12 protein-coding genes are annotated in these 13,873 nt (G+C 60.7%); 11 read left to right on the forward strand and 1 reads right to left on the reverse strand.

What is annotated here, in order from left to right:
• Window positions 1-139: 139 nt before the first annotated feature.
• The 6 genes from AC50YL_RS24740 to AC50YL_RS24765 all read left to right on the forward strand — a co-directional run bounded on the left by AC50YL_RS24740 (window position 140) and on the right by AC50YL_RS24765 (window position 7,545).
• On the forward strand, window positions 140-1,471 hold the full coding sequence (locus AC50YL_RS24740; RefSeq protein WP_494835483.1) for an MFS transporter: 1,332 nt from the start codon (window positions 140-142) through the stop codon (window positions 1,469-1,471).
• A 153-nt stretch (window positions 1,472-1,624) separates the two neighbouring features.
• Window positions 1,625-2,242: a M15 family metallopeptidase gene (locus tag AC50YL_RS24745; protein ID WP_494835484.1), complete on the forward strand. Its 618-nt coding sequence runs from the start codon at window positions 1,625-1,627 to the stop codon at window positions 2,240-2,242.
• Between the two features lie 165 nt (window positions 2,243-2,407).
• On the forward strand, window positions 2,408-3,538 hold the full coding sequence (locus AC50YL_RS24750; protein WP_494835485.1) for a sugar ABC transporter substrate-binding protein: 1,131 nt from the start codon (window positions 2,408-2,410) through the stop codon (window positions 3,536-3,538).
• A 290-nt stretch (window positions 3,539-3,828) separates the two neighbouring features.
• Window positions 3,829-5,361: a sugar ABC transporter ATP-binding protein gene (locus tag AC50YL_RS24755; protein ID WP_494835487.1), complete on the forward strand. Its 1,533-nt coding sequence runs from the start codon at window positions 3,829-3,831 to the stop codon at window positions 5,359-5,361.
• Window positions 5,358-6,347, forward strand: coding sequence for an ABC transporter permease (locus tag AC50YL_RS24760; RefSeq protein ID WP_161744197.1), 990 nt, complete (start codon window positions 5,358-5,360; stop codon window positions 6,345-6,347). The genes AC50YL_RS24755 and AC50YL_RS24760 overlap by 4 nt, the downstream gene beginning before the upstream one ends.
• Window positions 6,348-6,558: 211 nt before the next feature.
• Window positions 6,559-7,545, forward strand: a complete 987-nt coding sequence (locus AC50YL_RS24765; protein ID WP_494835488.1) for a phosphotransferase enzyme family protein — start codon at window positions 6,559-6,561, stop codon at window positions 7,543-7,545.
• Window positions 7,546-7,674: 129 nt separating this feature from the next.
• On the opposite strand, the gene AC50YL_RS24770 is transcribed toward AC50YL_RS24765, so the two are convergent.
• Complete coding sequence (locus tag AC50YL_RS24770) at window positions 7,675-8,448, reverse strand: NADPH-dependent oxidoreductase (RefSeq protein ID WP_494835490.1); 774 nt, start codon at window positions 8,446-8,448, stop codon at window positions 7,675-7,677.
• 161 nt (window positions 8,449-8,609) lie between these two features.
• On the opposite strand from AC50YL_RS24770, the gene AC50YL_RS24775 reads away from it, so the two are divergent.
• The 5 genes from AC50YL_RS24775 to AC50YL_RS24795 all read left to right on the forward strand — a co-directional run bounded on the left by AC50YL_RS24775 (window position 8,610) and on the right by AC50YL_RS24795 (window position 13,703).
• Window positions 8,610-9,167, forward strand: coding sequence for a MarR family transcriptional regulator (locus AC50YL_RS24775; RefSeq protein WP_494835491.1), 558 nt, complete (start codon window positions 8,610-8,612; stop codon window positions 9,165-9,167).
• Window positions 9,168-9,311: 144 nt separating this feature from the next.
• Window positions 9,312-10,094 (forward strand): DeoR/GlpR family DNA-binding transcription regulator, encoded by a 783-nt coding sequence (locus AC50YL_RS24780; RefSeq protein WP_494835492.1) that lies wholly within the window; start codon window positions 9,312-9,314, stop codon window positions 10,092-10,094.
• A 130-nt stretch (window positions 10,095-10,224) separates the two neighbouring features.
• Window positions 10,225-11,970 carry a class I mannose-6-phosphate isomerase gene (locus AC50YL_RS24785; RefSeq protein ID WP_494835493.1) on the forward strand — a complete coding sequence of 582 codons (1,746 nt, stop codon included), beginning with the start codon at window positions 10,225-10,227 and terminating at the stop codon, window positions 11,968-11,970.
• A gap of 12 nt (window positions 11,971-11,982) precedes the next feature.
• A complete protein-coding gene (locus AC50YL_RS24790) occupies window positions 11,983-12,954 on the forward strand; it encodes an ROK family protein (RefSeq protein ID WP_494835494.1) in 972 nt (323 codons plus the stop codon).
• A 170-nt stretch (window positions 12,955-13,124) separates the two neighbouring features.
• Window positions 13,125-13,703 (forward strand): nucleoside-triphosphatase, encoded by a 579-nt coding sequence (locus tag AC50YL_RS24795; RefSeq protein ID WP_494835496.1) that lies wholly within the window; start codon window positions 13,125-13,127, stop codon window positions 13,701-13,703.
• Window positions 13,704-13,873: the final 170 nt, after the last annotated feature.

Here is a 13,873-nt window from a genome sequence, read left to right on the forward strand (position 1 = left end):
TCCCTGCCGTCGCTCGGTCCCATTCCCGCACAACCTTCCGCCCCGCGTCACTTTCCCTAGTCAGATCGGTCGTACTCCTATACAATTATAGACATAGGTACGACCAGCATGATTTACGCAACCAAGGAGGTTAGCCCAAATGAACAACCGCGTCGTCGTCATGGTCAGCATCGTGCTGGCCATGCTCGTGGCGTCCATGGATTCGACGATCATCAATACGACGATTCCCATCATCGTGAAGGACCTGGGCGGCGCCAAGCTGTACGCCTGGGTGTTCACCGCTTATATGATCGCGTCCACCGTGCTCTCGCCGCTCGCGGGAAGATTGTCCGACTTGTTCGGACGCAAACGGATCTTCGCCGTGGGCATCCTGTTGTTCCTGGGCGGTTCCCTGCTGTGCGGATTCTCGCAGACGATGGTGCAGCTCGTGATCTTCCGCGCCGTTCAAGGGATCGGCGCAGGCTTCATGCTGCCGTTCCCGGCCATCTTGGCGGGCGACCTCTTCCCGGTCGAGCAGCGCGGCAAGATCCAGGCGTTCTTCACCGCGATGTGGGGGTTGTCCGCCGTGCTTGCGCCGCTGCTCGGTTCGCTGTTCGTCGAGTACTTGAGCTGGCATTGGATTTTCTACGTCAATCTGCCGATCTGCCTCGTCTCGTTCCTGACGCTGCTGCCCTATAAGGAAGTGTACGTGCCGAAGAAATCGTCCATCGACGTGCTCGGCGCGCTGCTCTTCTCCGGCGGCGTCTCGCTGCTGCTGGCCACGACCATCGTCGAACGCGGCGTGATCTGGTATGCGGCGGGCGGCATCGTGCTGATCGCGGCGTTCTTCCTGTACGAGCGGAGGCACGCGTCGCCGATCGTGCCGCTCTCGCTGCTGCGCAACAAGCCGGTTTCCTGGATGCTGGGGGGCTCGCTCCTCTCGTACATGGCGCTCTTCGGCGCTTCGAGCTTCGTGCCGCTGTTCGTGCAGAACCAAGGCCACTCGCTGCTCGTCAGCGGGGTGGCGCTGCTGTTCGTGGCGTTCGGCTGGATGGCCGTGTCGGTGCCCGCGGGCAAATGGGTGCTGCGCTACGGCTATAAGCCGCTGCTGGTCACGGGGAATATCATGCTGATCGCGACGGGCCTCCTCCTGCTGGAATTCCGGGAAAGCACGCCGCTCGCGTTCGTGTTCCTGGCGATGACGGTGTACGGCCTGGCGTACGGGCTGCTCTCCACGGTGTCCATCATCGGTTCGCAGCAGCTGGTGGAGCCGCACGAGAAAGGCATCTCGACCTCGCTCCAAATGTTCGCGCGCAACATCGGGACGGCCGTCGGGGTCACGGTCATGGGCGCCTTCGTGACGAAGGCCGAGCATTTCTACGACGGGATCCACAAGCTCTTCTTGTTCGGATTGATCATGAGCCTGATCGCCTTCATTCCGCCGTTTGCCCAGCGCGGGCAGGCGCGCGAAGCGGTCAAGAAACCGGCTTGAAAACGGATCCATCATAATTTCCAAAAAAAAGCGACAGAAATGTCGTTTTTTTTGCTTTTTCGACACGTTATTCTCTATTAAAATAGGGTAGACTAGTAAAATAGCAATTTAGCACAGTCACGCAACAAAGCTTCGAAGGAAGTGACCATTCGAATGCCGGACATGAACCTCCCGGTTTCGGCGAGGCCCGGACTGCGGCGGGCGAGACGGAAGCCTTGGCTGCTTCCGCTCATGCTGTTGTCGCTGGCGGGTTTGATCGTTCTGAATTCCCCCTTCAAGGAGCGGCTCTGGCCGCCGCCGGGCGACGTGCCGGGCGAACCGCCGCCGCCGGTCGAAGCGCTTCATCCCGTCGTGGCCGCCAAGATGACGGCGCTGATCAAGCTGACTTCCAAGGCCGGCATCACGATCCTGATCACCGACGGCTTCCGCAGCAGCCTGGAGCAGGACGTGCTCTACGGGCAAGGACGCACCGCGAAGGGACAAGTCGTCACCAACGTCAAAGGCGGGGCCTCGTACCACAACTACGGACTGGCGATCGATTTCGCGCTTCGCACCCCGAAGGGGGACGCGATCTGGGATTTGAAATACGACGGCAACCATAACGGCAAAGCCGACTGGCTGGAAGTCGTCGCCATCGCCAAATCGCTCGGCTTCGCATGGGGCGGCGATTGGAAGAGCTTCAAGGATTATCCGCATTTGCAGATGGATTTCGGCTATTCCATCGACGAGCTGAAGCGCGGCAAGCGGCCGCCGGACGCCGTTAAGCCATAGCGGGGAATATCGCGGAAAGCCGCCCGCGGCCGGGCGGTTTTCACATGACCCAAGTATTGTCCAAGTATTGTCGAAAATTCCACATTTCCGATTGACATACTAGGATATTACCGTTTATAGTAAGTTTCAGAGCTTAAGAGAGAAGAATAGGGAGGCAGTATCTACATGAAATTCCAGAAACGCGCGGGCCTCGCGCTCGCACTTATCCTTGCGGTCGTACTCGTCTTGTCCGCATGCGGCAACAAAGCGGACAACGCGAACACCGCTGCCGGCAACGGCGGCAACGCCCCGGCGAACTCCGGTAACGCGGCGGCAGGCGGAGATTCCGCGGTCGATTCGTTGAAAGGCAAGAAAATCGCACTTATCATGCAGTTCAATCAAGGCACGTTCTCGGCGCAATACGTCGACGGCGTTACGAAGCAGGTCGAGAAATTCGGCGGCAAAGTCACCGTCCTCGCTTCGGATAACGACCTGAGCAAAATGGTCACCAACTTAGACACGGCCATCAACCAAAAATACGACGGCATCCTGATCGACCACGGCAACGCGGACGCGCTGACGAACGGCGTCAATAAAGCGGTCGCGGCCGGCATTCCGGTCGTCGCATTCGACTCGGGTCTCGCGATCGAAGGCGTAACGAGCCTGGCGCAGAACGATCAGATGCTGGCAGATAAATCGCTTGAGGCGCTGGCGAAAGACGCCGGCGGCAAAGGCAACATCGTTAAAGTATGGGTTGCGGGCTTCCCGCCGATGGAAAGCCGCCAAATCACGTACGCGAGCTTCTTGAAGAAGTACCCGGACATCAAGGAAATCTCCCAATTCGGCGACGCGAACTCGCCGCAGCTCGACGCGCAAACGCGCATGGAAGCGATCCTGAAGCAGTATCCGGAGAAGGGCAGCATCACGGCGGTATGGGCAGCTTGGGATGAATTCGCGAAAGGCGTCACGAACGCGATCAAGCAAGCCGGCCGTACGGAAATCAAAGTCTACGGCATCGACATGAGCGACGAAGATCTGGCGCTGATCCAAGATCCGGCCAGCCCATGGGTAGCGGCCGCCGGCGCGGATCCTTCCTCGATCGGACAAGTTCAAGTGCGTTACCTGTACCAAAAGCTGCACGGCGACCAAGCGGACGCAACGGTTCAAATCGAGCCGGTCTTCGTAAGCCGCGACATGCTTCCGACGGACAAGAAAGTCACGACCGCCGACCTCGGCGAGTACGTGGAAGGCTGGGGCAAAAGCGAGCAAGGCAACACGGACTACCTCAAAGAGCTGGAGCAAACCGTCGGCAAGTAAGCACGAAATCGCATTAAAGCACGGCGCGGGTATAACCGCGCCGTTTCCTGCTGTTTATGAGTCTAGAAGTGTTAGCGATTTATAAACTAACGTAGTGAAAAAGTGACCGGAGGTCGGTATGGAGTCGCAGCAACGCAGAGTGATCGCCTTTGTAGCTGAATTTCAACCGATTAATGTTTAATATCATCAAAGAAATCCAGGTACAACAGCGAGCGAAGACCCATACCGGCCGCAGGTCACGGACTTCACAAAAGTTGTTTATTTCGGCGAAGCGCGAAAGGGGAATTACGATGGTTTCTGGACAGCCAGTACGGACGGCCCGGGTGCTGCGCATGCGCGGGATTGGCAAGTCCTTCGCGGGCGTGGCGGCGCTGAAGAACGTCGACTTCGAGCTGCGCGGCGGCGAGGTTCATGCCCTGCTCGGCGCGAACGGCGCGGGCAAGAGCACGCTGATGAAAATATTATCCGGCGCTTACGAGGGCGACGAGGGCACGATCGACATCGACGGCCAGACGCTGCTCGTCCGCTCGCCGGCGGATGCGAAGAAGAACGGCATTCACTGCGTCTATCAGGAAGTGGATACGTCGCTCGTGCAGCATTTGAGCGTCGCGGAAAATATCATGCTGGATCGCCTGGCCTCCTCGGATGGCAGCAAGTGGATCTCGTGGGGCAAGCTCAACGAGGAAGCCGCGCAGGTGCTGGCGAGGCTTGGCCTGCAGATCGACGTGCTGCGCAGCGTGTCCGAGCTGACGCTCGCCGAGAAGCAGCTCGTGCTGATCGCGCGGCTCTTCGCGCAGGAAGCGAAGTTCGTCATCCTCGACGAGCCGACCGCGCCGCTCAGCATGGAGGAAGCGGACCGGCTGTTCAGCCTGATGGAAGGGCTGAAGGCGGCCGGCATCGGCATCGTCTTCATCTCGCACCGGCTGCCGGAGGTATTCCGGGTCAGCGACCGAATCACGGTCATGCGCGACGGAGGTGTCGTCATGAACGAGCCCGCTGCCGAAACCGACGCCGGCGCCGTCATTCGGGCGATGCTCGGCAAGTCGTTCGAGGAAGAATATCCGAAGCTCGAGGCGAGCATCGGCGAGCCGTTATTGGTGACGCGGGGGCTTGCGGCGGGCAGGCGCGTGCGCGGCGTCGACCTGACCGTCCGCAGCGGCGAGATCGTCGCGGTCGTCGGGCTGGTCGGCGCGGGCAAGACGGAGCTGTCCAGGCTGCTCTTCGGCGCGGATGTCGCGGAGAAGGGCACCATCGAGCTCGGCGGCAAGAACATCCTGCCCCGTTCGCCGGCCGAAGGCGTGGAAGCGGGCATCGTGCTCGTGCCGGAGGAACGGCGCAAGGAGGGCATTCTCGTCCGGGAGTCCGTGCTGCATAACCTCAGCCTGCCGATCCTGCGTTCGCTCAGCCGCTTCAGCCTGATCTCGGGCGCCAAAGAGAAGCGTTACGCCGAGAACGTCATCGGCCGGCTTGGCATTAAAGCGTCGCATCCCGAGATCGCGACCGCGTTCCTGAGCGGCGGCAATCAGCAGAAGGTCGCGATCGGCAAGTGGACGAGCACGGACGCGAAGATCTTCATGTTCGACGAGCCCACCAAGGGCGTCGACATCGGCGCGAAGCGCGATATTTTTCGCATCATCGGGGAGCTGGCGCAGCAAGGCAAGGGGATTTTGTATTTAACCTGCGAATTCGCCGAGGCGCTTGGCCTCGCCGACCGGATCCTTGTGCTGTGCGACGGCGAGATCGTTCGCTCGTTCGACAGAGGCGAGGCGACGCAGGAAGATTTGCTTTATTATGCGAGTGCGGGTAAGGAGGAAATGGCGTGAACAATCGGCTGCTGCAATTCTCGTTCAAATACGGGGCGATTATATTCATCGGGATCGTCCTGTTGTTCTTTTCGCTCTACAATCAATATTTCTTCACGTACAACAACCTGGCGGATATTTTGCGGTCCATCTCCATCGTGACGTTCGTCGCGATCGGCGTGACGATCTCGCTGACGGTCGACGGCTTCGACTTGTCCGTCGGTTCCACCGTATCGCTGGCCACCGTGCTCTCGGCGACGCTGATGGTCTGGTTCCAGATGCCGCTGGTGCTGGTGATCGTCATTCCGCTCGTCTTCGGCGCCATCGTCGGCCTGATCAACGCCTTCCTGATCGTCAAGGTCCGAATTCCCGACTTGCTCGCGACGCTGGCCGTCATGTACATCGTAAGCGGCGTGCATAAGACGTACACGAAGGGCTACTCCATCTACAGCAACATGCAGATGCAGGACGGCACCAAAGCGCCTGGCGTCATGACGAAGGAATTTCTATGGATCGGCCAGGGCAAGCTGCTCGGCGTGCCGTTCCCGGTTATCCTGATGGTGATCGCGGTCGTGGCGGCGCATTTGTTCTTCAAGTACACGCGGCTCGGCCGCCAGATGATCATGATGGGCGGCAACGAAGAAGCGGCCCGCCTGTCCGGTCTTCGCGTCAAGCGCGTTCGCACGTACGCGTACGTCGCATCCGGCGTGCTGGCGGCGATCGGCGGCATCCTGTTCGCGGCTCGCGTCGGCAACGGCCAGGTCGACGCCGGTTCGCCGATGCTCATGGAAGCGGTGGCGGCGGTATTCGTCGGCTATTCCGTCTTCGGCGCCGGACGCCCGAACGTCATCGGGACGTTCTTCGGCGCGATCCTGATCGGCGTGCTGGTCAACGGCATGACGATGCTGAACGTGGAGTATTACACGACGGACATCATCAAGGGCGCGGTGCTGGTGCTGGCGCTCGCGGTCACGTTCATTCATCTGAACCGCCGGAAGAATGGTTAAATACGACAGCGAAAGCCCGGGACATGCGTCCCGGGCTTTTTTGGTTCAATCCGCGTACAGGTTGCCGCAATTGAATGAGGGTTGAGAAAATAACCCCGATCGTTAATTCTTAGTTTAATGGACCGAAAAAGATAAGTCTATAAATGTTCCGGATTATCGCTTAGTGTTGACCTATACCCGGCCGGTAAAAACGTAGTTTTGGAGGATGAACATGATGAGGGCTGCGATATTGCAAAGAGCGGCGGCAAGCTTTGCATTCGATCTGGAATCCTTGGTCTTGCTGAGCGATTCGGCAAACGCGGTGTACCGGTTCGATAAAAACGGGCAGCCGCATATTTTGCGCTTATCCCAACGTCCGCCTTCCGCTGTCGGGAACACCCTTGCAGAACTAGAGTGGATCCGCTACCTGGTCGACAACGGGGTGAACGCTTCATCTCCGATCCTCGGTAAGGAGGATCAATATATCGCGGTTTGCGACGATGCCGACGCGGGTTCTTGCTGGATTGCGGTTGCTTTCACAATGGCGAAGGGGGGATTTTTCGATCGCGCGCAGCCGCGGCTGTGGGGGCGGGCCGTTTTTCGCAAGTGGGGAGAAACAATGGGCAGCATGCATCGACTGTCGAAGGCCTTCGTTGCGCGAACCGCCAAGCGAGACGACTGGCGCGGCATGGAAATACGGAATACGCGGCTTACGGATGGCGACGATCTGGTCCTCCTGAACAAGCTAAGGTCGCTTGAGGGAATCATCGAATCGTTTCCGCGGGACGGAGAGACATACGGATTGATTCATCATGACTTTCATCCGTATAATTTTCATCTTGATCGTGGAGAAATCACGGTGTTCGACTTTGATGATTGCCTCTATGGCTGGTACGCCATGGACATTGCGATTGCCGCGACGCATGCCGTTTGGTGGGGGAGTCCATCCGATACCCGCGAATCCAAGGACGCGTTCTCGCAACGTTTTATGAATGATTTCTTATCGGGATATTTCCAGCGCAACGAGCTCGATGAGGTTTCGCTTAAGCGAATACCGCTGTTTATGAATTATCGAAATCTGTGCTCGTTCTTCTGGTGGCTGAACGATTGGGACGGGAGCGAAAGCGGCTTAACGGACTTTCAGCGGAGCTCCATATCCGCCGCGGTAACGCTCATTCAATCCGGCCGGGGCTTTGACGGCTGCGATATCGCATTCTGAAGCCGGGATTGCGATCGGCAATGCAGGATACGTCGGCGAACGGATGAATCGAATAGGCTAGTCTGTCAATACTAGGCGGAAAAGGCAGCGCGGCCCGCATTCTACGCGATCCCGGCTGCCGTATCGGATTTAGGTCGCGTTCAATCCCTTGCTCCGCATGAAGTCGGTCAAGCCCTGCAGCGGCATGTTCGTCTTCAGCTTGGCGATATTCGCGCCCGACCAGCCGCCGGCGCGGTTGTTCTCGCTGCGGGTTTGGTAATAACGCTCTATGGCTTGGTCGTAAGCCTCGATGCGCGCGCGCTGCTCGGCGTCGGGCGCGTAGCGGTTCTCGAAATAGACGGCGTCCATCGGGAGGCGGGGCTTGATCTCGGGCTCTTGGTCCGGCACGCCGACGGCGATGCCGAAGAGCGGCATGACGTGAGCGGGCAGCTGCAGCATATCGTCCAGGCGCTTGATGTCCCGGTTGACGGAGCCCATGATGACGGCGCCGAGGCCCATCGACTCGGCGGCAAGGACGGCGTTCTGGGCGGCCAGCGCGGCGTCGACGACGGCGATCTGATAGAGGGCGGCGCTGGACAGCATGCCCGACATTTGCAGCTTCTCGTCTTCGCTGCCCATAACCCCGACCCGGTGAAGGTCCGCGCAGAAGATGAACAGATGGCCGTTATCCTCGACATACGGCGTGCGGGTCGTGTCCCGAAGCTCGCGTTTCAAGGCAGCATCGGTCAAGCCGATGATAGCGTAGGATTGCATGAAGCTGGAGGACGCGGCCATTTGGGCGGCCTGCACGATCGTGGCGATCTGCGCCTGCGTCAGGCGTTCGTTCGTGAATTTGCGGATGGAACGGTGATTCATGATGGTGGCAAGCACCTCGTTGGCCATGGCGACGACTTCGCTGCTCATAAGGGATCCACTCCTCTTTCGTTTACTTTGTTTCCTGGAAACAATATAGCACGAGGTCATTGGTTCGTCAATATTGTTTCTAGGAAACATTATTTACGGTCGTGCGTTCGCTCTGCTATAATGGGAACAACGATACGCGTAGACGGAAGGAGGCAAGATCGATGCCGCATACCCATGACGAAAAGCTGCTGCGCGAGGTCATCGACGCCTTCTCGCAGTTCGCCTTGAAGATCCAGCAGGAGGATGACGAGGAGAAGGAATGGCTGCTTGCGCAAGGACTCGATCCGGACGTGGAGGAGGCGCTGCAGGATATGACGCCGATGATGCTTCACGTCCTGGACGCGATCGGCAAGCTGGGGCGGGCGAACGGAATCGCGTTGTCGACCCGCTACGGCTTCCCGAAGGGCACCGTCTCCAAGGTAACGAAACGGCTGGCATCGCGAAATCTCATCGTGATCGAGCCGCTGCCGGGCAACAAGAAGGAGCTGCATTTCTCGATCACGCCGCTAGGCGAGAAGGTGTACAGGCTTCATGAACGGCTCGATGAGCAAATTCAGGCCGGGGCCGTCCGTTTCATGGCGGATTATTCGCCGGAGCAGCTGGAGTTCGTGAAAGATTTCATGCAGAAGCTGGTGCGAACCTCGTTCATCGAGCTGCAGCTGCGTCAAATGGATTCGGCGCAGGGCGAACCGGAGGCGCCGCGGCAGGAACGAACGTAGGCGCGCTTGCGCTCGCGGACAAACGGGCGCTGCCCGCAATGCCGGCTTGTTAATTTGTTCGTTTGTGTTAAAATGAGTCACAAAGATCGAACGGCTGCCGCTACGACGGCGGCACGGTTCGTTGAATAGGTGCGAGGTGCAACGATGCTGCCATTACAGCGCAAGCAAGCGGTGCTCGGCTTCCTGGAGGAGCGCGGGGCCGCGACGATGAAGGAGCTGAGCGACCGGTTCGGCGTCTCGGAGATGACGGTCCGGCGGGACGTGAGCGAGCTGGAGAAGGACGGCCGCGTGCAGCGTTCCCATGGCGGCGTGGTCTATCGGGATTCCGCGGGCCTGCCGAACGGCGATGAACCCGATCTCGCCTCCAAGCATGCCAGCAACCGCAGCGTGAAGGAACGGCTGGCCGCCTATGCGGCGGAGCGGTTCGTGCGCGAAGGGGACGTGATCGTGCTGGAGAACGGGACGACCGTTTCCCGGATGGCGGAGCTGCTTGGCGCGTTCAGCCGACTGACGCTGCTGACGAACGGCATGGATACGCTTGCGGCGTTCCGGCGTTTGGTCACGGAGGAGCGGACGGTCATCTGCTGCGGCGGCATGCTGCGGGAAGTGTCGGGAACGTTCGTCGGACCGGTGGCGGAAGAGTTTTTCGACCGGTACCATGCGGACACGCTGTTCCTGTCGGCGCTCGGCTATTCGCCGGAAGCGGGCTTCTCGGACCCGAACCTGCTCGATACGCAGGTGAAGAAGGCGATGATCCGCTCCGCCGGCAAGGTCGTCATGCTGCTGGATTCGTCGAAGATCGGAAAACGGTTCTTGTCCACGGTCGCGCAGCTGTCCGACATTCATGCCTTCATCACGGACGCGGGCATCGCGGAAGCCGATGCGGCCTTCATACGGGCGAGCGGGACGGAGCTTCATATCGTGTAATAGGAAAGGAGCAGGGATGTCCGATGCGAACCTGCAGGTCGCAGCGGACGGATGGCTCCTTTTTTAATGTTCATTTATGTTAATTTATGATATATTACGATAAAAGACGCGAATAAAGGAGCGAACGCAAATGGCATACGATAAAAGTCCGGAGACGGCAATTCCCGGCTGGGCGCACGAGGCTTGGTCAGGCTACGAGGCGATCGGAGCGCGCTTGCGGGGCGCGCTCGAAGAACGGGGACAGGCAAAGACCGTGGTCGTCGTCGAATGCTACCCCGGCGTCAGGCAGGATGAGATCATCGCAGGACTGAGCGAGGCGCTGCGGCCCGCTGCTGTCATCCATGCGGAGGAAGCGGCGTTCGCCGCGGACGAAGTCGATCGCAAAGCGGAGCGCTTCATGACGGAGGATCGCGTGTTCGGTTACATGGCGCCGTTCGATATCGGCGAATTTTACGATGCCGAGGGCATCGCGAAGCTGCGGCGCGAGATCGAAGCGGTAGAGCGGGGCATCGTCCTCGTCATCGGATTCGGCGCCTCGCTCGTCGCCGAAGGCGACACCGTGCTGTACGCCGACATGGCCCGCTGGGAAATCCAGCTGCGCTACCGCGCGAAGGAAGCCGGCAATTGGCGGACGGCCAAGCAGGAGACGGATATCCTGCGGATGTACAAGCGCGGCTTCTTCTTCGAGTGGCGCATGGCGGACCGCTTGAAGAAACGGCTGCTCGGCGGCATCGATTATTACCTGGACACCAACGCCAAAGCGGCGCCGAACATGCTCACGCGGGCGGCGCTGTTCGCGGGGCTGGCCAAGGCGGCGGCGCAGCCGTTCCGGCTCGTGCCGTACTTCGACCCCGGCGTCTGGGGCGGCACGTGGCTCGAGGCGAACATCGGCTTGCCCGGGAAGCAGCATCCGTATGCCTGGGGCTTCGACGGCGTGCCGGAGGAGAACAGCCTGTATTTCCGCTACGGCGGCGTGCGGGCGGAGCTCCCGGCGATCAACCTCGTGTTCTTCGAATCCATCCGGCTGCTCGGGGAGAAGGTATATTCGCGCTTCGGCGCGGAGTTCCCGATCCGGTTCGATTTTTTGGATACGATCGGCGGGCAGAACCTGAGCCTCCAGGTGCATCCGACGACGGAATACATCCGCGAGCAGTTCGGCATGGCCTATACGCAGGACGAAAGCTATTATATTCTCGAAGCGGCACCGAACGCCGAGGTGTACCTGGGGCTGCGGGATAACGTCGACCCCGAAGCGATGCTCGGCGACTTGCGCCGTGCGCAGGAAGGAGACTTCGCGTTCCCGGCGGAGCAATACGTCAACGCGTATCCGGCGGCCAAGCACGATCATTTCCTCATCCCGGCAGGCACGGTCCACTGCTCGGGCTCCGGCTGCATGGTGCTGGAGATCAGCGCGACGCCGTATATCTTCACCTTCAAGCTGTGGGACTGGGATCGTCTCGGACTCGACGGCAAGCCGCGCCCGGTGCATGTCGAGCACGGCAGCAAGGTCATCGCATGGGACCGGACGACGCAGTGGACGACGGATTCCTGCGTGAATGCCGTGCGGACGATCGCCGAGGGCGAAGGCTGGCGGGAAGAACGGACGGGGCTGCACGAGCTGGAATTCATCGAGACGCGCCGGCATTGGTTCTCGGTTCCGGTGCGCCACGCGGGCAACGGCAGCGTGCATATGCTGAACCTCATCGACGGCGAAGAGGCGACGGTGGAAAGCCCTGACGGCGCATTCGAGCCGTTCGTCGTCCGGTACGCGGAGACGTTCATCGTCCCGGCATCCGTGGACGCGTACGTGATTCGGCCGAGCGGACCGAGCGAGGGACGGACGATCGCCACGATCAAGGCGTATGTCAGAGCGTAACAGGAGGCGGGGATGATGGAACTGGAACCGATAGCGACGACAACAATGAAATCGAATACGACGCCGGCTTCGCTGATTCTCGCGTTCGACGTCGGCGGCACGCAGATCAAGGCGGCGGCGGTGCAGGGCGGCCGCGTCCTCGCGGGCACGATCGGGCATTACGACGCCCGGTCCGGCGAGAGCGCCGATGCCGTCATCGCGCATTTCGCCGATATCTCGGCGGACCTCGCGGCGAAAACCGGCCCGGACGCGGGCGCGATCCGCGGCATCGGCCTTGCCTTCCCCGGTCCGTTCGATTACCCGAACGGAATCAGTCTCATCCGGGGACTCGGCAAGTTCGAGTCCCTCTACGGGCTGAACGTCGGCGCGCTGCTGACGGAGGCGGTCCGCGGGGATGCGCGGCTCGCGCCGCGGCTTGCGGCGGACTGCCGTATCGCCTTCGAGAACGACGCGGCGCTGTTCGGGCTCGGCGAAGCCGGCTACGGCGAAGCGCGGGGCGCGGGACGAACCGTCTGCTTGACCCTCGGAACGGGGCTCGGCTCCTGCTTTCTGGAGGACGGCGCATTGATCAAGCAGCGTGAAGACGTGCCGGATAACGGCTGGCTGTACACGGTGCGCTACCGGGACGGCATCGCCGACGATTTCCTGTCGAGGCGGGGCTTTCTGCGCCTGGCGGCGGAACTCGGACATGACGCGGACGGCAGGGACGTGCGGGATTTCGCGGAGGCCGCCATCGGCGGCGACGGCGCGGCGAAGCAGCTGTTCGCCGCCTTCGGAGAACGGATGGCGGCCATCTTGGCGGAGCCGCTGCTGCGTTTCCGGCCGGAACGCATCGTGCTCGGCGGGCAGATCTCCAAGAGCGGCAGCCTGTTCGCGCCGGTCTTCGCAGCGGAGCTGGCCGGCGCCGGACTCGCGGCGGACGTACGCGTCAGCCTGGATACGCTCGCGAGCACGTTTAAGGGGATTTATGATTTAAGCCGTTAATGGACGGCCTGGACGCAGGATTGCTTGCGACGTTCACGGCCGTCGTGCCTGCTTTCCCGTACCGTTATGCTTTCCTGTCGTTATCTTGGGGCTGATCGGATAATGGGACAATTGTCGGCAATGGCTTCGTAGCGTATGGCACTTCTAATCTGACGGGAGGCGAATTCCCGATGTCCTTATCCGGCACGTTGTTTCTGCTCGCCGGCAAGCCTCGAACGGGCAAAAGCACCGCGGTCCAAGCGATCATGCGCCGAATGGGCGAGGAGCGCTGCGGCGGCTTTTATACGGAGGAAATCCGCGATGCGCGGGATCGGACCGGCTTCCGCTGCGTCGCGGCAAGCGGCGAAAGCCGCATCATCGCCAGCGTGGACAGCGCGAGCGAGCTTAAAATCGGCAGATACGGCGTCGACGTCGACGCGTTCGAAGCGATCGCGATTCCGGCGGTCCGCGAGTCCTTGCATGCGAAGCAGCTGACGGTCATCGACGAGATCGGTCTCATGCAGATGCTTTCCCGGCCGTTCCGGGACCTGATCGAAGCGATCGCCGCCGCCCCGCGCGACCATGTCGTCCTGGGCACCGTATGCCTGGACAGCCATCCGGTCGTCGACCAGGCGAAGCGCGCGGCCGGCGGGAAATTGTTCGCGCTGACGCCGGAGAATCGGGAGCTTGTGCGGGATCGTGTATATCGCGAGCTGTTGTTTGCGTTGGGCGGCAGCGATACGGAGGAGGACCGGCGTCCCGGACGTTGATCCGAATCCCAGCTAAGCGAGGCGGCTAGGGTCACTTCCTGCCTTTCGAATGGACGGCAATGCGATGCCGTCCCCGTTTTCTTCCAAATGGGCGACAACGCTTTCAAAACTCCCTCTCGCGGGATCGCCTAGTTCGACCCAGGCCGCACGGCGCTTCGCGGCATTTTATG

It is taken from the genome of Paenibacillus sp. J22P277 (genome assembly GCF_059383675.1).

Bases quoted from the DNA above. Each gene is read 5' to 3' on its own strand.
- AC50YL_RS24740 (WP_494835483.1), top strand. From the start codon at position 140: ATGAACAACCGCGTCGTCGTCATGGTCAGCATCGTGCTGGCCATGCTC.
- AC50YL_RS24765 (WP_494835488.1), top strand. From the start codon at position 6,559: ATGATGAGGGCTGCGATATTGCAAAGAGCGGCGGCAAGCTTTGCATTC.
- AC50YL_RS24790 (WP_494835494.1), top strand. From the start codon at position 11,983: ATGATGGAACTGGAACCGATAGCGACGACAACAATGAAATCGAATACG.
- AC50YL_RS24785 (WP_494835493.1), top strand. From the start codon at position 10,225: ATGGCATACGATAAAAGTCCGGAGACGGCAATTCCCGGCTGGGCGCAC.
- AC50YL_RS24775 (WP_494835491.1), top strand. From the start codon at position 8,610: ATGCCGCATACCCATGACGAAAAGCTGCTGCGCGAGGTCATCGACGCC.
- AC50YL_RS24750 (WP_494835485.1), top strand. From the start codon at position 2,408: ATGAAATTCCAGAAACGCGCGGGCCTCGCGCTCGCACTTATCCTTGCG.
- AC50YL_RS24780 (WP_494835492.1), top strand. From the start codon at position 9,312: ATGCTGCCATTACAGCGCAAGCAAGCGGTGCTCGGCTTCCTGGAGGAG.
- AC50YL_RS24795 (WP_494835496.1), top strand. From the start codon at position 13,125: ATGTCCTTATCCGGCACGTTGTTTCTGCTCGCCGGCAAGCCTCGAACG.
- AC50YL_RS24755 (WP_494835487.1), top strand. From the start codon at position 3,829: ATGGTTTCTGGACAGCCAGTACGGACGGCCCGGGTGCTGCGCATGCGC.
- AC50YL_RS24745 (WP_494835484.1), top strand. From the start codon at position 1,625: ATGCCGGACATGAACCTCCCGGTTTCGGCGAGGCCCGGACTGCGGCGG.
- AC50YL_RS24770 (WP_494835490.1), bottom strand. From the start codon at position 8,448: ATGAGCAGCGAAGTCGTCGCCATGGCCAACGAGGTGCTTGCCACCATC.